Genomic DNA, 18661 nt, shown 5'->3' with positions numbered 1-18661 from the left:
ACGTAAAACATGGTTAATTTCCGTCCCATTGAAACTCGTCTGGAACATCCAAATTAGGCATCGCTTCTGGCCTTGGAGCACCCATACGAGCATTTCGCAATTGATAAACATACGCCAACAATTGGGCAACGACCTTAAATAAGCCTTGGGGTATCTCATCACCGATCTCGGTATGGTGATAAACTGCCCTTGCTAAAGCTGGCGATTGTATCACAGGGATATCATAGTGATTGCCAACTTCGCGAATTTTCAAAGCGATAAAATCTCCGCCTTTCGCCAATAAAACTGGGGCAGAGCCGCTTGCTTGATCGTATTTTAACGCCACCGAAAAATGTGTCGGGTTAGTAATGATTACATCCGCATTAGGCACGTCTGCCATCATTCTATTCATCGCGGCTTGGCGCTGCATTTGGCGAATCCGCCCCCTTACTAACGGGTCACCTTCCTGCTGTTTAAATTCGTCTTTCACTTCTTGCTTGGTCATTTTTAACTTTTCTTTATGAGACCAAACTTGAAACGGCACATCTATCGCCGCAATTAACGCCAACGCCAAGGTAACAAATACGAAGGACCAAATAACAATATCTATACCATGTGCGATGGCCAACTGAATGGATTGAAAAGTCAGCCCCAATGTTTCCGGCAAGAAATAGTTCAACACCACAACCGCCACAAACCCAACCAGCGTCACTTTTGCGATCGCTTTCAACAACTCCACCAGTGACTGAACAGAAAACATGCGCTTAAGCCCAGCGATTGGGCTCATTTTGCTTAACTTTGGCGTCAGCGGCTCCCAAGAAAAATTCAATCCACCCAACGCAATACTTCCGACAATGCCCGCCACAGCAAGCACTGACATAAGCACTACCATAGAATCTATCATCGCCACAACAGACTCATACAAATGAAAAATCATTCGACTGAGGTCGAACAAATCGGCTCGCTCTATCAAAAAATTAAAATCGAACAAGACGGCCAAATCGCGAACCAAAAGCGTGCCTGTACCGTAAATTGTGGCCGCCGCCACAATCAATAACAAAGCAGAACTCAGGTCTTTTGACCTTGGCAAATTACCTTTATTTCGCGCATCCTGAAGCTTTTTACTACTGGCACTTTCGGTTTTTTCGCTACCGTCTTCATTTTCAGCCATTCAAATGAATCCCCCAAGTGACTTTCAGCCAGTCAATTATCTCGCCAAAAAAGAGTAAATAAATATTCAGAAAGTCATCCAACATAACCCAAAAGAAGAACAACGAAAACAACATAATAATGGGAAAACCGAGCGCAAAAATGTTCAGTTGCGGTGACGCCTTTGCAACAACACCAAAAGACAAGTTAATCACCAAGACAGCAATCGCTAAAGGCAAAACGATCAGCAATGCCTTTTCAAACATCCACCCACCCAACAATACTAACTGCCAATAACGTTGACTATCAAAGCCGCTCCCAATAGGCCAATAATTAAAGCTCTCCGCCAAGTACTCTATCATGACCAAATGACCATTCGTCCCTAAAAACGCCAAGGCCACCATAGAAAGATAGTATTGACCGAGCGTAGCAACAGAAATACCGTTCGCGGGATCATTAGACATTGCAAAACCTAAACCAGCCTTCATCGCTGCCAGTTGACCAGCAAGGGAAAACAGCTGGAATAAAATAGTCACTACAAAGCCCAAAGCAAAGCCAATCACCAGCTGCTCGGCAATTAAAACAATATAGGCTGGAGAAATTGGGTCGTAATTAGGCACGTCGATAACGGGCGTAATAATCACAGCAACAAGAAAAGAGAAGGAGATTCGCACACGGGAGTTGACCAAGCGACTACCAAACAAAGGCAGCGCCATAAAAAAAGCACCAATGCGGAAAAAAGGTAACAGAAAGCTAATGGTTAAATTTAATAATTGATCGGGATTAAGCTCTAACATCAGCCTATGATCATAGGAATATTAACAAATAAGTTGGTCGTGAAATCCATCAACTTCGTTAAGATCCACGGCCCCAGTTGCATAATGACCAAAATGGTAACAATAAGCCTAGGCAAAAAAGACAGGGTTTGCTCATTAATTTGAGTCGCCGCCTGAAACACACTGACCACCAAACCGACCAACAAGCTGGGAACCATCACCACCCCCACGATCAGCACAATCAGATAAAAACCTTGGCCATATAGATCTAACACCACTTGAGGGTTCATCGCTAAATCCCAAAACTTGCCGCTAAAGTACCCATAATCATAGACCAACCATCTACCATCACAAAGAGCATTATTTTAAACGGTAGCGAAATAATGATTGGTGAAAGCATCATCATACCCATCGCCATTAACACACTGGCAACGACCATATCGACGATCAAGAAAGGGATAAAAATCATAAAACCGATTTGAAAGGCCGTTTTCAGTTCACTGGTCACAAACGCTGGCATCAAAATGGTAAACGGTAAAGTCTCCATAGACTGAATACTGCCCTCCCGACCGGCCAGCTTAACAAACAGCGCAATGTCATCTTCCCGAGTTTGCGCCAGCATAAAATCACGGACTGGCACAGAGGCCGCTTCAACGGCCTGAACTGAGGTCATTTCTTCTTTTAAATAAGGCTGCAACGCGACTTCATTTATCTTATCCAAGGTTGGCGTCATGATAAATAAGGTTAGAAACAAAGCCATGCCGATCATAATTTGGTTCGACGGCGTTTGTTGCAAACCTATTGCCTGACGCAAAATAGCCAGCACCACAACAATACGAGTAAACGCTGTCATCATCATCAAGGCCGCTGGCAACAACGTCAGCGCGGTCATAATAAAGAGGATTTGCAGCGACACCGAATAATCTTGGCTACCATCGGCATTCGTAACGACTTTTACCGCTGGCAAGCCAACTTCAGCCCAAGAAAGAGCAGGAAACACCAACAGCAAGAGCAGCAATAAGCGCATCAAGAGTCTGTCTCCTGATTCTTACCGACCACAGAGCGCTCCCTATCAGCACTCTCCATCATTGACGCAAAAGAGGTGCCATGAGAAGGAAAGCTTTTTAAGTGGCTGATCGAATGTGCGGTAACACCTATAAGCAAACGCTCACCTTCCACCTCAACCAGCATCAGCTTCTCTTTAGCACCTAAAGATTGGACATTCACAACCTTAATGTCTGACTGCCCCAACTTCATCTGCGTGAGCTGAAAGCGTTTCATCAACCAAAGACAAGCTGGAATAAAGGCGATGACAAACACCAAAGAAAGCACCACTTTCCAAATAGACGTAGCCGCAGACATCTCTTGCACACCAGCGGCGTACAAATGTGGAGAAGCCATGCAAAGCATGGCCATAAAAACGCGAACAGGTGAAATATAATTCAATGTAATCTACTTAAGTCGTCTAATACGCTCACTAGGACTGACAACATCGGTTAAACGAATACCGTACTTATCATTGACGACCACTACCTCGCCATGGGCAATCAGTGTGCCATTAACCAAAACATCAAGCGGCTCACCAGCAAAACGGTCAAGTTCAACAACCGAACCTTGTGTTAATTGCATTAAATTGCGAATTGCAATTTCAGTGTTTCCTAGCTCCATTGAAAGGACAACAGGGATGTCCATAATCAAATCAAGATCAGAGCCTACTCCGCCACTTGGGACAGATGGATTAGACAGCGTTTCCAGCTTAACAGGCTCTACTTTTTGCTCCGACATGGCCGCCGCCCATTCGTCTTCTATGCCTTCGCCCTCTTCAGACTCGCCAGCTTCAGACATTGCTGCCGCCCATTCGTCCGCCAAATCTTCGTCCATTCCTGCTGCGTCTGGATTTTGTTCTTCTGCCATGTTATTTCGTCACCTTCGTTTTAAAACTTTCTTCCATTTGCACAGAGTAGCGTTCATTACTCACACCCAATTTACCTTTAAATGTTGGTACACCATTCGCTCGAACAGTGACAAACTCAGGCATTTCTATTGGAATAATATCTCCCGCTTTGAACTTTAACACTTCTCTTAACGAGATTTTTCGGTTCGCCACATTCACAGACAACTTAACATCGATGTCTTTTACATCTTGCTCCAAAGAGCGTCCCCAACGGTCGTCTTTTTCATCCACATCACTCTGTACACCCGCATCCAGCAATTCGCGAACCGGCTCGATCATTGAATACGGCAGCGTGATATGAAGCTCACCGCCACCACCGTCCAATTCGATATGGAAGGTAGACACAACCACCACTTCACTTGGGCTTACAATGTTGGCCATGGCAGGGTTCACTTCAGAACTGATGTATTCCAGTTCCAATTTCAATACAGGCGCCCAAGCCTCAGTCAGATCCACAAACACTTGCTCTAGCATCAATTGAACAATGCGAATTTCTGTCGGTGTAAACTCTCGACCTTCGATTTTAGCGTGACGCCCATCACCACCAAAAAAGTTATCCACTAACTTAAAAACAAGCTTGGCGTCCAAAATAAACAAAGCCGTACTTCTTAAAGGCCGAAATTTCACTAGGTTCAAACTGGTGGGAACATAAAGCGTATGGACATACTCGCCAAACTTCATCACCTGAAGACCGCCAGACGAAACATCTGCTGTACGACGAAGCATGTTAAACAAACTAATACGAGTATAACGAGCAAAGCGCTCGTTTATCATTTCCAAAGTGGGCATTCGCCCACGAACAATACGCTCTTGGCTAGTGATGTCATAAGACGCCACACCATTCGCGTCTCGGTTATCCTCTTCGGCAGGCTTCTCGTCCGCACCATGTAAGAGTGCATCTATCTCGTCCTGGGATAACAGATCTTGAGCTGACATAATATTATTGCATCACAAAGTTAGTGAATAACACAGCATCAATGCCACCCTGACCCGTTTCTTGCTCAAGAATGCCATTAATCGCATCAAGAGCGGCCTGTTTTAACGCCATTTTTCCATCAGCCGTTTGCAATTCGTCAAATGACTGGCTAGAGAAAAGCAACACCAAACTGTTTCTAATCAAAGGCATATGCATAGTCACGGCATTGATTTGATCTATATTTTTGGACTTCACAGACATATTAAGCTGCACATAACGTTGCTTACCATCCACCATGAAATCCACTGTAAAGGCAGGATCCAGCGCTAAATATGTAGAAGGCTCATTGACTAACGCAGCTTCAGCTGACTCTGCTGTTTCAGCATCATCAGAACCACTGAACAATAAAAAATACGCTGCGGCGCCACCACCCACTAGAACGAGAACAAGGGCAATGATGATAATAAGCTTTTTCTTACCGCCAGACTTTCCCTCTTCAGTACCGATATCCAAACCGTCTTCTTCAGCCATCTCTTCAAACCTTAGCTATCAAATTCTTTCTATGGAACACTCACGACGCTATCAATTCGTAAGCCATCCCCTATTCTACAAAGAATCAAACATAGCACCATCAATTTCTCGTAAGTTTAAGCATAGTAATCAACGCCAGACGCAGAAACATACGACAAATTAGTCGGAATCAAGTCTTCATCCACATCCTCTGTCGCCATGAAATTCCCTTGAGGAGTGCCATTATTTCGATTATTGGCCCTATCTTGCGCACCAGAGGTGTCTTGCTGAGAAACATCCACATCCGCTCGACTAAGATCCATACCTTGCTGAGCCAGCATCTCTCTCAATCGCCCCATCTGCCCTTCCAACAGATCCCTCGCTTGAGGTGTCGCCGCAACAAAGCTAATTTGAGTATTAGAATCACTGTCCACTGACACTTTCACCGTTAAGCTACCCAGCTCAGGTGGATCCAATCGGATATGTGCGGTATGGCCGCCATCACGCGCAATCCAAGCCACTTTTTGGCTCATTTCATTCGCCCATCCAGGGTGCCCTGGCGGCAAACTCATAGTCAAGTTATTCTGAGGTGTCATAGCAGCCGCGCTACCTACCACAGCGGCACGATTAGCATTATTTTGTAGTGAGCTATTTAAACCACCTAGTGCGTTGTCATCACGACCAGCATCACTTACATTGCCATCCACTTGTGCTGCCATTCGTCCTATCATGGCTTCTTGTTCTTTTTTACGTAATTCAATTGGCTCATTCAACACAAAGCCATCATCGAGCAATGTGGTGGCAGAGTCTGCCTTTTCCCTGTCAGTAGAAGTGACAACCCCCGCCCCCATTAATGACAACGGCACCGTCTCATTACGCCCGTCCTTATTAGCCCCAGCAATGACGCCAGCGGCCACACCAACAGTGGCTTTTGCTACCTCCGTCGCAGGATCGACATTAGGTGCAAGAGCTGAAGCCTTAGTCACGGGCGCCTCCATTTGAGATAACACCCATGAAAGTGAACCATCTTCATTCAATGGTGCAGGCGCATCCGCCGAATCAGTAACAGGAATATCTGCCTCTTTAACAAGTTTATCCGTTCCAACAACAGCCTGTTTAATCGCACTCAATCCAAGAATATTAGCGCCTGCTTTTGTGGTTATGCTGGATGTGTTCTCAGCCTCCCCCTCTTTGACAACGGTGGGAGAGTTTGGCGGCATAATGTAAGTTGCAACAACTTGTTTATCATCGACCACTCCGTCAACGCCAACTTCTGGCACACCAACCGGCAAACTATCCGCGGTTACTTCAACTGTTGACGCCGATGCCAATGCCGCCGTCTGATCGACTGAAACTGCGGGTAGCATCTCTTCAGAAGGAGCATTCTCGCCTTCTGGCTGCAAAGTTTTGCCACCATCAGCAGTAACAGTATCATGAGAAGTTGACGCTGGAGATTCATCCGATTTAGCGACACCCCCACCCTTTTCATCATTAGAAGAGATGACGTTTTCCGCTTTTTTTGTGGTATCTGTTGGGGCCGCACTGGCAGATGAAGAGGCCTTATCTACGTCACTTGCCGTGTTTTTTTTCGCGTCTAGAGTGTCTTTGGCTTTATTAAAGTCACTGGAAAAAGCCTCTCCATTTCTAGAAGGACTTTTGGTCGAAATAGGCTTCTTAGGTGGTACACCTGAAGACAATGACAATACCGAATTTGAATCTGTGCGCATAATTTCCTCCGACAATACAAAGGACTATGCAATAGAAAGGCCAACCTAACCCAATCCCCCTACTTGCCACTGATAATGTGCTGTCACTGCACTTCCTCCCTTAGAAAACTCCAGCTTGGAGCACAGCTGATCCAATAAAGCCAAGCCACGATTATAAAGCAACTCCGTATTGGACATGTCGTAATTTACGCTGTGGTAATCAAATCCTGAACCACTGTCTTCCACGTATAAAATGAGTGACCGACTGTTAAGATCCGACGACACTTTCACTGAAATTTTCACGTACCCGTCCACCAAATTAGACAATCTTCGTTCTCGTTCGTCATAATACTGAACAAAACCGTCACTGGAGCTTTTCTTTGCCGAACTAAGCTTTAAAACGCCGTGTTCAAGCGCATTTGAATACAATTCAGAAAGGATCATAAAAATTTGACTGGAGAAGCTACTCAACCCAGGAACCGTGGTCAAAATTTGTAAAACATAAGGCAATGGATCGGTATTGCGAAGCGAATCTGCGTTTAGAACATACTCGAAAGAAAAATCGGCTGGCGCCTCATCATGCCCCTTTCGAATCTCTTGCTCGGAAGAGTCAATACCAATATTACTATCCAAACGAACGCTTAGACATGAAATATCGTCATGAGGGTTTTTCAACACACCTTCTGTTTCCAGTTGATCAACCAACCAATCCAGTGAGTGCTCTGCGTCAATGTCTCCTTGGTAAAGCGGGTGCAAGACTGAATGACAAAACATCTGTCCGGATGAATCCAACGCTTCATAAACACCATCAGAAAATGCCACCAAGCGATCTCCAGGGACAAAAGAAATCGGATCAATTTCACACTCAAACGCATCAGGAGATAAGACACCCAAGGGCAAATTCTTAGAAGAAAAACGAACCGGCTTATCCGCAGCACTGGGAAAAAACAATAAATCTGGCAAGCCACCATTCCAAATTTCTATGCTTTTATTATTCACTTTCACATCAATAAACGCCGCACTGCAAAACATATTAGCCGGTAAAATATTTTTTAAGCGCGCGTTTATTTCAGGAAGAATCTGCCGCATTAGAAAACCTTTTCGCGTCCAATCAAAAAAGATATCAGCCAAAGGCAATGCACCAATCGCAGCAGAAAGACCGTGTCCGGTAAAGTCTCCTAATAAAATATGCATGCCGCCATTTGGTTTATAGGCAGCCAAAATAACATCACCATTAAAGGTATGCGTACCATAATGTATGGTCGAAAGTGCCGGATCTTGAAGGCAATTTGAATGAGTTATATTTTCATAAACAACCTTCGCAACGTCTTGGTCATTTAACAACTGTTCATTATACGCACTCAAAGCGTCACGCTGCTCTTCAAGTGTTTTCTGCATAACAAGCAATCGAACAATAGCGTTCAATTTAGCAGTAATCAAAGCAGGGTTGTATGGCTTGGATATAAAGTCTATGCCACCGATACGCAGACAATTAGACAACGCGATGGGATCAGCAATCCCAGAAAGAAATATAATAGGAACAAACAAATCACCCGCTAAGTGCTGAATCTCAAGCGCGGCCTCCCAACCATCTTTATGCGGCATTTTAATGTCCAAACAGACCAGTTCAATGGTGTCTGGATCGAACTTATCAATGGCATCTTGCCCATCAATCGCCGTGATCACCTTGTGACCAAATTGGCTCAAAATGGCCTTCAACAGAATTCTGTCTGATGGATTGTCGTCCGCAATCAATATGGTTAAAACGTGTTCCATATGATACTACTCAGTAATAACAAAAAGCCGATGAAAATTAGCCATTTTTAAAATCTCAACAACGGCATTATTCGCATGAATCAGGCGAATTTTAGATCTCTCGGCACCAGCATGGTCTCTTAGCAATAACAGCATTCCGAGCGCTGAGCTGTCTAAATAAGTCGCTTCTGACAAATCCACATCGTATGACGACACAACACTGCCTTTAGAAAACGCTTGTTTAAAGGCTTTATGGCAGCTGTAATCAAAACGCCCTTTGATCTGGATCGTTAGACACCCCGTTTTTTTATCAATAAAGCTTTCAACCACAGACGACTCCTCAAGTCTGAGTGGAAAACTTTATTCTATTCCCACTCATCGTTTGTTTTTTTAATTGCGCTCTCGTCCACAATGGAAGGCGCATTGGATGCCGATTTTTCCATTAAGCCATGAACACGTACTAGCATTTCATTAACAGACGCTCTTGCTTTATCTAACCTTGCCACACCCACACTTCGATCTGATTCGAGCAAGGTCAAGGTTGAAGCAGCCATGGATTTCATGCTTTCTATTTGGCTTTGTACGTTGCCAATGTCATGTTGTAAATCAACCGCAAATCGATGACGAATGGTTTCACTTTCCCCCTCCGTCGCGGCTAAGCTGGTTAATACACCTGCTCTTACTTCATTTAAACAACGCTCTACATCGCTCAACAGAAACACATCTGAAGACAAATCTTTCTCAACCAAGGCCAAACGTTGCAACACCAGTTCATAGCCAAGAATGAGCGAATCCCGAATCTGCTCTGACAACCATGCCACATTGCTCAACTCACTTTGCACTAACTCTGCCTGTGTGTTTTCAACAGCAACCAGATCATTTTCCGATGAATTATTGTGATCTGTTTTTTCGTCAATTAGGGATGCTATTTGTTGTAGTTTAGTAACTTTATCAATCGAATTTGTGTGCAATAAGGCGGCGTTCAGTTCATCAAATACAACGGATACTTTCCGTCGTATATTCTCTAACGACTTCGCAAAACCAGCATACGGTGATGACGACCTTAAAGGCCTAATCGGAGCGTCCCAAACATCCTGAACCATGAGCTTCAAGCTATGATGCAACACATCAAACTCAACCAACTCTGATTTAGGTCGAATGGAAATAAAGCGTTGCAAATCGTTTTCCTCCCTCTCCACATCGCTCGCAAACCGTTTAACCGACAGCACATAAATACCGTCTGACAAGTTCAATGTGAGATCGTCATCAGACAGCAAAATCGAGTCCGAGATTCGCTCTCCGACTGGATCATCCAAACCAGAATCAATGCCAAACATGGACTCAAACAAAGAAGTGTTTCTGAACCACAAACGCTCTGCACCCGCGCTCAGCCAATTAACGTCCCCATCATGATTGGTGACCAAAAACGCCTCATCGACTTGGTCAAATGCTCGCTCAACCAAACTCAAGCCGTCTTGATAATGAGCTAAATCAAAATCACGAGACGCCAATTCATTGTCAATTTGGTGACCAAGGTCGGTCAATTCATCGACAACACTACGAGGCGACAAAACAGAAGCATGATTATGTTTATGATGGTCTATAATCGTATGTACCGCCGCCAAGCCAGAGCGCAACTGACGCGCAAAACGCACACTCAATAGCAGAATAATGGCTGACATCGCCAAAAGTACCGCACAAGCGCCCCATAGCAGATGCTCAGAAAAAAGCTGTCGATGGTATTCTAGACTCACACCACTCTGTACCAAGATATCATCCAGCTTATTTAGCGCATCAACAGACGAAAAAGCCACCGCTCGCTCATTCCCCACCAACACAGTTAAGTCTATGGACTCTTGAAATAATTGATTAAGCGATTCAATCGACGCAGAGAAATCCACATCAGAGGTAAATGTAAAACGAGGAAGTCGGCTTTCAATCAGACGGTATTCGCTCAACAAGGCTTGATAAAAAACATCGGCCTCTTCGCTTACATCATTGACGTTAGCACCTTGAGAATGACCTCGTAACAACCACGCCTGCCAATGCGCTTTGGCACTGTATGTTAATGCCTGCAATTCACTGAGTTGTTGTTGCTGAAGGTGTTGCTTTTCCAAACCTTGACTGACCCACAAATACATACCATTGAAGGCGAGTATCAGTAAAAATATCAAAGCAACAACGCCTTTTTGCAGCCTATTAATGAGCTCTTTTCTAGGAGCGCCAACAGATGAATGCGGTGTATTCATAGTCAATAATCACTTTCAAGCTAATGAGAAAGATGGCCAAACGCCAGCCACAAAGGACAAATAATTTTTCTTATTAATCAACATCTCGCTACTCAGCGCAGACGATAAAAAATCCCTTCCGCCTTCTTCTGATGTAGGAAGCAACGACGAAATACCATCGAAAGCGACATCATAGTCAGGCACATTGTCATGCCAGTCACACGAGGAGCAAGACACAAGTATCGATTCATTCTGCCATTCAAGAATCAGAGTAAAAGCAGCCTTTGCAGAAGATACGGCTAACTCTTCTCCAAAAGTTGCTCCCGACAAGATGCGATCAACACAATGTCCATCGTGCACTAAAAAATCGACGCACTCAGCGCCCGCATCCGTAAACTGAATAATTGTTTGAGGCACCTGATAAGGCAAAACAGATAAAACCAAACTTGCCTCTACCCAAAACATCCTGCCACAGACATTAACAAAATAATAACCATTCTTAGCAGACTGAATAAATTTCATACGTTCTTTTTTGCTAGCCGCTTCAAACAACGGATCTCCATCAAACAACCAAGGCTCTACCATTGCTTGATTCAATGGATTCACCCAAATATTTTTAGCCCATGAACGCTGCGAAGGCATCCTCGAACAGACTCCCTCTACATCACGAATTGAGACATAAGGCACAGCGAAAAAACGATGTCCCTGCTGAACCAGCAAGACATGCTCAACGTCAGACATCAGAAAACAAAAAGCATCGCGGTCTGTTTCACTTAAAGGCATGCTCAGCACAATTTCGGCATCAAGATGACTACCACAATGAAACCACCATGTTTGTCCAACGCAATAAACATCCAGATCCGTTACACGATATCGCCCCAAACACTCATCATGTGGAAAAACACACTTTCCATTAGGCGTTTCCACTTCATATAAGCGATAAGAAAGGTAATCGTGACCAAGACACGCCAGATACGTCTCACCCGCTGCGTCTTCGTGTTTAGCAGCACGTCCAATGTAAACCGACCCACCTTGCCGCATCGGGTAATAGTAATAGCCATTTTGCACTTCGAAGGACTCACCCGACACAAGAGACGGTACTAAACGTGTTGAATGATGAATCGACGTATCTTGCGTCAAAAAAAACGCACCAAAAGATTGGTAAAACTGGCGTTTAAATCGACTTTCAAACATCGACAACAGTCGATAACGTGAATCACGGTGCATGGTAAGATTTTGAAATAAAGGCAAAAACTCGCCTCACACAAGGCTTTCAATGGCGTATCGTCATGTCTGGACAACAGTCGCCAATGCAAATGAGGGAACGTCATTTTTAGCCAAGTAAGAGACTGCACCGTCACTAACCAGAACCGGCCTTTAATCCTCCCATTTTGAGCAGAATCCAACTGAAACGACACGTTACCCACATGAGAAAAATCATCAAAATAGGTGTCAATTTTGACTCCACTGGCAGATATTGAGTCAAATTCCGCTTCGTAATTGCCATAAACAGGAGATGTCGATGAAGAATCATTCAGAGACGCTATAAGCACCCAACATGCTCGATCACTTGACAATAACCCCTCAAGCTGACGACTACGCTCAGCACCGAACTGATTTGCAATCATCACTTGAAAAAGAGCGTCTGTCGCCGACAAAAAAGCGCGATGATATTCTTCAAAATACGGAGAGCCTACCGCCAAAAGACCATCAACGGCAGACACAAGCGACACGAATTGACGCTGATAAAGAGGTGATGAAATCGCAGGTAAAGAGACGTTTTTTACGGAAAGGAGCGCTTGCTGAAAATGCATCAACCCTTTCATCGGAGCATTAACGTATTCTTGTAACGCGCTGTTCAACTGAGCAAAAGGCAAAGACACATTGGTTAATCCGTTATCCTGTCCAGCCATATTTCACCCTAAAAAAACACACTCAATGATGGAACAACACTCAATAGAAAGACTATCGCATGCTATCTAAAAAGCGCCGCATCGCAAATTCATCACTTTGACGTTGCTCTTGTTTGGTTTCCAAAAGCACTTCCGCTTTATGATTTTTGTCCTTTAGCCAATCCATGCTTTTCGTTTTTGATCGAGCTTGTAGCCATCGTCGCATACTCATATCAGCTTGCTGCTCTGCACGACCGACCGCCGCTTCTTGCTGAACAATCGCTTGCTGTACCCGAGTCACAAAGTGCTGATAGTTCGTGGTTAGATAGGCACTCAAGCCTAACAGGTTTCGCTCAGATTCGTATTGCTCCGCGTATTCTCGTAGCTCATTCAACTTCTGCTCATCGTGCATGACTTTTGCCTTATCACGAGCCAGTTGCTGAGCCGCGGTATCTTCTTTGCGCTTAGCAAGATCAACCAAAATTTGCATTCGCTGTGACTTTTTCATGCAACCTCCGATGAAAAACTCACTAAATAGTAGACGTTTTTACACACTATCGTCTACTGCCCTTTCGTCATGGCTGTGACAAGCTCTTGCAAGCTTTGATCTATTGTAAAGCTCTCCGAAAGAGACTGCTGTAAAAACCCCCTAATTTCAGGCATTTGCACAATGGCTTGGTCCAAATCGGGGTCACTTCCACGAGCGTATGCGCCCACAGAAATCAGATCTTGGTTCTGCTGGAACTTCGAATACAGCTGCTTAACCCGCATAGCACCATACAAATGATCTTCACTGACAATATGCGGCATAGCACGAGAAATAGACGCCTCAATATCAATCGCAGGATAATGCCCTTCTTCGGCCAAGCGCCGAGACAAAACGATATGACCATCAAGAATCGCACGAGACGCATCTGCAATAGGGTCCTGCTGATCATCACCTTCGGTCAACACGGTATAAAATGCGGTGACGGACCCACTGCCTTCGCAGCCATTTCCTGCACGTTCAACTAGCTGAGGCAGCTTAGAGAAAACCGAAGGTGGGTAGCCTTTTGTTGCCGGAGGCTCGCCTACCGATAGTGCAATCTCCCGTTGAGCTTGCGCATAGCGAGTTAGTGAGTCCATTAATAGCAACACGTTTTTACCTTGATCACGATAGTATTCGGCAATTCGAGTTGCCAGCATCGCTGCTCGTAAACGCATCAAGGCAGAATCATCCGCAGGAGACGCAACAACAACCGAGCGAGAGAGCCCCTCTTCGCCTAGTATTTGATCAATAAACTCTTTTACTTCTCGACCACGCTCACCAATTAACCCCACCACCGTGATGTCGGCTTCAGTATACTTAGTCATCATACCGAGAAGCATACTCTTACCCACGCCACTGCCAGCAAAAAGCCCCAGCCTTTGCCCCTTACCAACGGTTAATAAGCTATTAATCGCTTTTATGCCGACATCCAGAGGTTCACTAATCGGTTTTCTTTGTAATGGGTTGATCACATTACCATGCAAGGTTACGGAGTCTTTGGTTTTGATCGGCCCTTTTCCATCCAACGGCTTGCCTAAGCCATTAACAACACGACCCAATAACTCATCGCCAACAGGCATCTTGCTGTCGCCTAATAAAGGACGAACTCTGGCGCCAGGTGATATACCTTCTATTGCTTCCGTCGGCATGAGATACGTCAAATCACCAGTAAAGCCAACCACTTCAGATTCAACCCAGCGGTCTTTTCTCACTTGGACAGAACAACGATCTCCTAAAGCCACGACACAACCCACGGCTTCCATTGTTAGGCCAACCATGCGGGTCACTTTCCCTTCTATTTGAGGTGGCAATGGCGTAGGAGAAATGTGCAAGAGTTTATTGAGGCGCTCTTCAAGCGTAGTCACAGCAGTTAATCCTGCTCAGACAAAGAAAGGGTACGAAGCTCATTGAAGACAGCATCAAGACGCTGCTCCACACGCCCATCAACATGAAAAGATTTCGAATCCAGAACAAAACCGCCACTCATAAGCGAATCGTCCGTTTCCAGTTGAATCATTAGCCGTTCATTGATGCCAAGTTCTTCAATAACCTGAACATCGTCAGAATGAAGCCTAAGTCGAATACGTCCCTCGTATTCGCCAATTTCATCAAAGATTTTTGTTAACTGTGTTTTTAATACACGATGCCCATCTTGCGACATAGTAGACAAACAAATATTTTCGATCATTCTGGTCATGGATTGATACAAAATATGCTCAACACCGGCTCGACTGTCTTCCAAAGGCTGAGTAATTTCTTTCACCACATTCGCCAACAACTGCTCAATATGCTCTAACTTAACCTGAGCATCCGCTTTTGCTTGCGCCAACCCTTCTTCGAAACCAACTACACGACCTTCTTCATGACCTTTTTCAAAGCCATCCACTTCACCCTTGGAAAATCCATCAGCATGGCCTTTCTTATGGCCTTCTTCTTCGCCCTGTATATACCCTTCATCGTACGCGGCAGAGCGAATTTCTTCTAACTGGGATGCGGTTAACGGCTCATAAACCAAAGAGCTTTCATCCACTTCTTCACTGGTGACTACCGTGTTTTTTTGGATCAGTACCGCTGGCCCAGTGTTGTTATTAGGCTTATTGCTTTCTAGATGAGGAAGCTCCCAACGCTCGTAGGCCGTCAGCTTGCGCTCGTCCTTATCTTGCTTATGATCAGACATGCTCTACTTAAACCATCTGCTCACCGCCGCCGCCGAGAACTATTTCTCCGTTGTCGGCAAGGCGTCTGGCAACAGCCAATATTTCTTTCTGAGCAACTTCCACTTCGCTCACACGAACAGGACCTTTCGCCTCTAGATCGTCTTTAAGCATGTCCGCAGCTCGAGAAGACATGTTCTTAAAGACCTTCTCCTGCATGTCTGGATCTGCGCCTTTCAGGGCAAGGATCAATGTTTCAGACTCCACTTCACGAAGTATGACCTGAATGCCACGATCATCCACTTCCAAAAGGTTATCAAACACGAACATCAGATCTTGAATGGTATTGGCCAAATCTTCATCGACGTCACGAATCGATTCCATCAATTCAGACTCTACGGAACTATCAATAAAGTTCATGATATTGGCCGCCGTACGAATGCCGCCGATAGTAGTAGATTGGGTGGAGTTATTGCCAGAGAACTGTCTTTCTAGAATATTGTTCAACTCTTGAAGTGCCGCTGGTTGAACCGTTTCTAACGCGGCGACACGCAACACTATGTCAAGACGCACTCGCTCATCAAAGTTCGCTAAAATGTCGGCGGCTTGATCTGGGTCCAAATACGAGATGACAATCGCTTGTATCTGAGGATGCTCATAACGGATAACATCCGCCACAGCACGAGACTCCATCCACTTTAGTGTGTCCAACCCTGTGGTATTACCACCCAGTAAAATTCGGTCAATCAGACTGCCGGCTTTTTCTTCACCGAGCGCCTCACGAAGCATATTTCGAATATAGCCATCGGCACCCAAGCCTAGTCCAGTTTGGTCGCCAACTAACACCAAAAAATCATCCAATACTTTTTCGACTTGATGGCGCTGAATATTAGAAAGCTGAGCCATAGTCTGGCCGATACGCTGAACCTCTTTAGGTCCCATATGCTTTAGAATCTGAGCCGCATCCGACTCACCTAATGACATAAGCAGTACGGCCGCTTTTTGAACCGAACTTAACTCTGCACCTTGGCCCATATCACTCATTTGCTTTCCATTACCCACTGTTTAACGACTTGAGCAACACGCTCTGGCTCTTCGGCGATCAAACCACGAATTGCGTTCAATTGTCTGTCAATTTTCTCTGGTGATCCTGGTACCAAAATATCCTCGGCGCTGACTAAAGACACCTGATCGTCAGAAATCTCATCGGTTTCATCAGAGAATATCGCAGCTTCAGTGTCTTCTGTAACCGCAATTTTATTTTGGTCACTAAGGGTTTTCAATATAGGTCGAACGACGACCAGCAATAGAATCAACACAAACAAACCAACCAAGGTTGGCTGAATTAAATTCAGGAACCAAGCTTGCTGATAGAAAGGCAGCTCAACAACAGGCTCTTCAGGATCGGGTAAAGCAAACGGCGAATTAATCACACTGACACTGTCACCGCGAGACGGATCATAACCAACCGCATCGCGCACCAAGAGAGTTAAACGCCCCAGTTCATCATCATTCCACGGCGTACGAATAATGGCAGAAGTGTCTGGATTCAAACTGACCAGGTCATCCACCACCACTGCCACAGACAAACGTCTCACCATGCCTTGCTGACGCTTGGTGTAACTAATGCTTCGATCTAATTCAAAATTACGGGTCGTTTCTTCTCGTGACTGACCATTAGCTGCAGAGGTACTTCCACCAATTGGCGCGCCATTTTGATCAACCGCCTCAGGAATAGTCACCGCTCCGGGGGCTGATTGGTCAAGGCTCCAGGAATACCGCTCGCATTTGCGCCAGCACCACGATTTTCTTTTAAGGTTTGTTCGCTTCGTAACGCCAGCAAATCGGGGTTGTACTGTTCGTCTGTTTTTTCAACCGCCGTAAAGTCGACATCAGCAGACACTTCGGCTTTGAAGCGTCCCTGACCAACCACGGGGCCAAGAATATTGTTTACACGCTGTAGCAATACATCTTCGACTTTGCGAGCATAATCAAACTGCTTGCCAGCCACAGATAACTCCGAGTTGGAATCTTTTTCTGTCAACAATGTGCCACGCTGATCAACCACAGTAACGTCTTTATCGCTTAACTGAGAGATACTAGAAGCTACCAAATTGACAATGGCTTCGACTTGGCTTTTGTCTAAACGTCGACCAGGATAAAGTTCCAGAAAAACAGACGCAGATGGTTTACGAGTGTCACGAACAAACACAGATTCTTTGGGGATAGCTAAGTGCACTCTTGCACTTTTAATACTTTGTAGGCTGGAAATCGTTCGACTTAGCTCGCCTTCAAGCCCACGCCGATAGCGGGTCGTTTCGACAAACTGGGAAGTACCAAGACCTTGCTCTTGGTCCATTATCTCCATGCCAACAATGTTGTCAGAAACAATGCCAGAACCCGCTAATTTAAGCCGAGCCTGATGATAAAAGTCGGACTCTACCAGCAAGGCACCTGTGTTTTGGTCCAATTTAAATGGGATGTTATTGACGCTGAGAATCTCAACGATTTGATCGGCATTATAGTCCGTAATGCTACTAAGCACTGGCTTGTAATCTGGGCCATTGCTCCATAAAACCGCAGCCAAACCTATGGCGATAGAAGCCGCTAAGCCCACCATTAGGGCAAGCTGACGTATTACCGTCAATTTATTAAAGCCGGTAACCAACTCTAGATAGAGCTTTTGCTCCGATTGTTCTGCAGGGATATTATCCATTAAAAAGCGCCAAGCGGTTTATTATGCCTAAATCGGCATATTCATGATTTTTTCATACGCGTCTACAAGTTTATTACGCACCTGCGTCATTGCTTCGAATGACACGCTCGACTTTTGCAAACCAATCATGACTTGGGGTAAATCCACCCCTTCGTCACCGCGCTCATAAGATTGGGCTAATTGAGTCGACTCTTTTTGTAAAGTATTCACGTTATTGACCGCATTTTTCAGCATTTCTGCAAAGTCTGCACGTTCAACAGCCTGACCGCCGTCTCCTTCACCACCGTTTTTGGTGACAGTAGGCACAGCAGAGTTAGGCGCACGAACTTGCGACTGCATTTCTCTCATTTGAGATAACACCTGATTAATGTCTGGTCGACCAGTAATCATGTTTTTTC

General features: G+C 45.0%; 19 protein-coding genes and 1 pseudogene. All 20 read right to left on the bottom strand.

Annotated features, from left to right (window positions below; all coding sequences use genetic code 11):
• Window positions 1-13 precede the first annotated feature (13 nt).
• The 20 genes and pseudogenes from flhB to fliE all read right to left on the bottom strand — a co-directional run bounded on the left by flhB (window position 14) and on the right by fliE (window position 18653).
• On the bottom strand, window positions 14-1150 hold the full coding sequence (gene flhB / locus N5P32_RS16815) for a flagellar biosynthesis protein FlhB (protein WP_265730169.1): 1137 nt from the start codon (window positions 1148-1150) through the stop codon (window positions 14-16).
• Window positions 1143-1925 carry a flagellar biosynthetic protein FliR gene (fliR, locus tag N5P32_RS16810; RefSeq protein ID WP_265730168.1) on the bottom strand — a complete coding sequence of 261 codons (783 nt, stop codon included), beginning with the start codon at window positions 1923-1925 and terminating at the stop codon, window positions 1143-1145. The genes flhB and fliR overlap by 8 nt, the downstream gene beginning before the upstream one ends.
• Window positions 1925-2194, bottom strand: coding sequence for a flagellar biosynthesis protein FliQ (fliQ, locus tag N5P32_RS16805; RefSeq protein ID WP_265730167.1), 270 nt, complete (start codon window positions 2192-2194; stop codon window positions 1925-1927). The genes fliR and fliQ overlap by 1 nt, the downstream gene beginning before the upstream one ends.
• Window positions 2195-2196: 2 nt before the next feature.
• Window positions 2197-2931, bottom strand: coding sequence for a flagellar type III secretion system pore protein FliP (gene fliP / locus N5P32_RS16800; RefSeq protein WP_265730187.1), 735 nt, complete (start codon window positions 2929-2931; stop codon window positions 2197-2199).
• On the bottom strand, window positions 2931-3305 hold the full coding sequence (gene fliO / locus N5P32_RS16795) for a flagellar biosynthetic protein FliO (protein WP_265730166.1): 375 nt from the start codon (window positions 3303-3305) through the stop codon (window positions 2931-2933). The genes fliP and fliO overlap by 1 nt, the downstream gene beginning before the upstream one ends.
• 51 nt (window positions 3306-3356) lie before the next feature.
• Complete coding sequence (gene fliN, locus N5P32_RS16790; protein ID WP_265730165.1) at window positions 3357-3818, bottom strand: flagellar motor switch protein FliN; 462 nt, start codon at window positions 3816-3818, stop codon at window positions 3357-3359.
• Between the two features lies 1 nt (window position 3819).
• The gene (gene fliM / locus N5P32_RS16785) at window positions 3820-4794 is read right to left on the bottom strand and encodes a flagellar motor switch protein FliM (protein ID WP_265730164.1); all 975 of its coding nucleotides are present in this window, start codon (window positions 4792-4794) and stop codon (window positions 3820-3822) included.
• 4 nt (window positions 4795-4798) lie between these two features.
• Entirely contained in the window at window positions 4799-5305 is a 507-nt protein-coding gene (locus tag N5P32_RS16780) for a flagellar basal body-associated FliL family protein (RefSeq protein ID WP_265730163.1), read from the bottom strand.
• Between the two features lie 116 nt (window positions 5306-5421).
• Complete coding sequence (locus N5P32_RS16775; RefSeq protein ID WP_265730162.1) at window positions 5422-7011, bottom strand: flagellar hook-length control protein FliK; 1590 nt, start codon at window positions 7009-7011, stop codon at window positions 5422-5424.
• 45 nt (window positions 7012-7056) lie between these two features.
• Window positions 7057-8766, bottom strand: coding sequence for a PP2C family protein-serine/threonine phosphatase (locus N5P32_RS16770; RefSeq protein WP_265730161.1), 1710 nt, complete (start codon window positions 8764-8766; stop codon window positions 7057-7059).
• 6 nt (window positions 8767-8772) lie between these two features.
• On the bottom strand, window positions 8773-9075 hold the full coding sequence (locus N5P32_RS16765; RefSeq protein WP_265730160.1) for an STAS domain-containing protein: 303 nt from the start codon (window positions 9073-9075) through the stop codon (window positions 8773-8775).
• Window positions 9076-9110: 35 nt separating this feature from the next.
• Window positions 9111-10994: a hypothetical protein gene (locus N5P32_RS16760; RefSeq protein ID WP_265730159.1), complete on the bottom strand. Its 1884-nt coding sequence runs from the start codon at window positions 10992-10994 to the stop codon at window positions 9111-9113.
• Window positions 10995-11009: 15 nt separating this feature from the next.
• Window positions 11010-12224 (bottom strand): hypothetical protein, encoded by a 1215-nt coding sequence (locus N5P32_RS16755; RefSeq protein WP_265730158.1) that lies wholly within the window; start codon window positions 12222-12224, stop codon window positions 11010-11012.
• Window positions 12110-12886 carry a hypothetical protein gene (locus N5P32_RS16750; protein WP_265730157.1) on the bottom strand — a complete coding sequence of 259 codons (777 nt, stop codon included), beginning with the start codon at window positions 12884-12886 and terminating at the stop codon, window positions 12110-12112. The genes N5P32_RS16755 and N5P32_RS16750 overlap by 115 nt, the downstream gene beginning before the upstream one ends.
• Window positions 12887-12938: 52 nt before the next feature.
• Window positions 12939-13373: a flagellar export protein FliJ gene (fliJ, locus tag N5P32_RS16745; RefSeq protein WP_265730156.1), complete on the bottom strand. Its 435-nt coding sequence runs from the start codon at window positions 13371-13373 to the stop codon at window positions 12939-12941.
• A gap of 53 nt (window positions 13374-13426) precedes the next feature.
• Complete coding sequence (fliI, locus tag N5P32_RS16740) at window positions 13427-14758, bottom strand: flagellar protein export ATPase FliI (protein ID WP_322783885.1); 1332 nt, start codon at window positions 14756-14758, stop codon at window positions 13427-13429.
• Between the two features lie 5 nt (window positions 14759-14763).
• Entirely contained in the window at window positions 14764-15570 is an 807-nt protein-coding gene (locus N5P32_RS16735) for a FliH/SctL family protein (protein ID WP_265730155.1), read from the bottom strand.
• Between the two features lie 7 nt (window positions 15571-15577).
• On the bottom strand, window positions 15578-16591 hold the full coding sequence (fliG, locus tag N5P32_RS16730) for a flagellar motor switch protein FliG (RefSeq protein WP_265730154.1): 1014 nt from the start codon (window positions 16589-16591) through the stop codon (window positions 15578-15580).
• Window positions 16588-18263: pseudogene (gene fliF / locus N5P32_RS16725) on the bottom strand (flagellar basal-body MS-ring/collar protein FliF). The gene fliG and the pseudogene fliF overlap by 4 nt, the downstream one beginning before the upstream one ends.
• Before the next feature lie 27 nt (window positions 18264-18290).
• Window positions 18291-18653, bottom strand: coding sequence for a flagellar hook-basal body complex protein FliE (fliE, locus tag N5P32_RS16720; RefSeq protein ID WP_265730153.1), 363 nt, complete (start codon window positions 18651-18653; stop codon window positions 18291-18293).
• Window positions 18654-18661: the final 8 nt, after the last annotated feature.

This window comes from Marinomonas pontica (genome assembly GCF_026191375.1).
GTDB classification, from domain to species: Bacteria; Pseudomonadota; Gammaproteobacteria; order Pseudomonadales; family Marinomonadaceae; genus Marinomonas; species Marinomonas pontica.
This window is presented reverse-complemented; position numbering and strand designations above follow the sequence as displayed.

Bases quoted from the DNA above. Each gene is read 5' to 3' on its own strand.
- N5P32_RS16760 (WP_265730159.1), bottom strand. From the start codon at position 10,994: ATGAATACACCGCATTCATCTGTTGGCGCTCCTAGAAAAGAGCTCATT.
- fliP (WP_265730187.1), bottom strand. From the start codon at position 2,931: ATGCGCTTATTGCTGCTCTTGCTGTTGGTGTTTCCTGCTCTTTCTTGG.
- fliQ (WP_265730167.1), bottom strand. From the start codon at position 2,194: ATGAACCCTCAAGTGGTGTTAGATCTATATGGCCAAGGTTTTTATCTG.
- N5P32_RS16750 (WP_265730157.1), bottom strand. From the start codon at position 12,886: ATGGCTGGACAGGATAACGGATTAACCAATGTGTCTTTGCCTTTTGCT.
- fliR (WP_265730168.1), bottom strand. From the start codon at position 1,925: ATGTTAGAGCTTAATCCCGATCAATTATTAAATTTAACCATTAGCTTT.
- fliJ (WP_265730156.1), bottom strand. From the start codon at position 13,373: ATGAAAAAGTCACAGCGAATGCAAATTTTGGTTGATCTTGCTAAGCGC.
- N5P32_RS16770 (WP_265730161.1), bottom strand. From the start codon at position 8,766: ATGGAACACGTTTTAACCATATTGATTGCGGACGACAATCCATCAGAC.
- flhB (WP_265730169.1), bottom strand. From the start codon at position 1,150: ATGGCTGAAAATGAAGACGGTAGCGAAAAAACCGAAAGTGCCAGTAGT.
- fliN (WP_265730165.1), bottom strand. From the start codon at position 3,818: ATGGCAGAAGAACAAAATCCAGACGCAGCAGGAATGGACGAAGATTTG.
- fliM (WP_265730164.1), bottom strand. From the start codon at position 4,794: ATGTCAGCTCAAGATCTGTTATCCCAGGACGAGATAGATGCACTCTTA.
- N5P32_RS16775 (WP_265730162.1), bottom strand. From the start codon at position 7,011: ATGCGCACAGATTCAAATTCGGTATTGTCATTGTCTTCAGGTGTACCA.
- fliE (WP_265730153.1), bottom strand. From the start codon at position 18,653: ATGATTACTGGTCGACCAGACATTAATCAGGTGTTATCTCAAATGAGA.
- fliG (WP_265730154.1), bottom strand. From the start codon at position 16,591: ATGAGTGATATGGGCCAAGGTGCAGAGTTAAGTTCGGTTCAAAAAGCG.
- N5P32_RS16735 (WP_265730155.1), bottom strand. From the start codon at position 15,570: ATGTCTGATCATAAGCAAGATAAGGACGAGCGCAAGCTGACGGCCTAC.
- fliO (WP_265730166.1), bottom strand. From the start codon at position 3,305: ATGGCTTCTCCACATTTGTACGCCGCTGGTGTGCAAGAGATGTCTGCG.
- N5P32_RS16780 (WP_265730163.1), bottom strand. From the start codon at position 5,305: ATGGCTGAAGAAGACGGTTTGGATATCGGTACTGAAGAGGGAAAGTCT.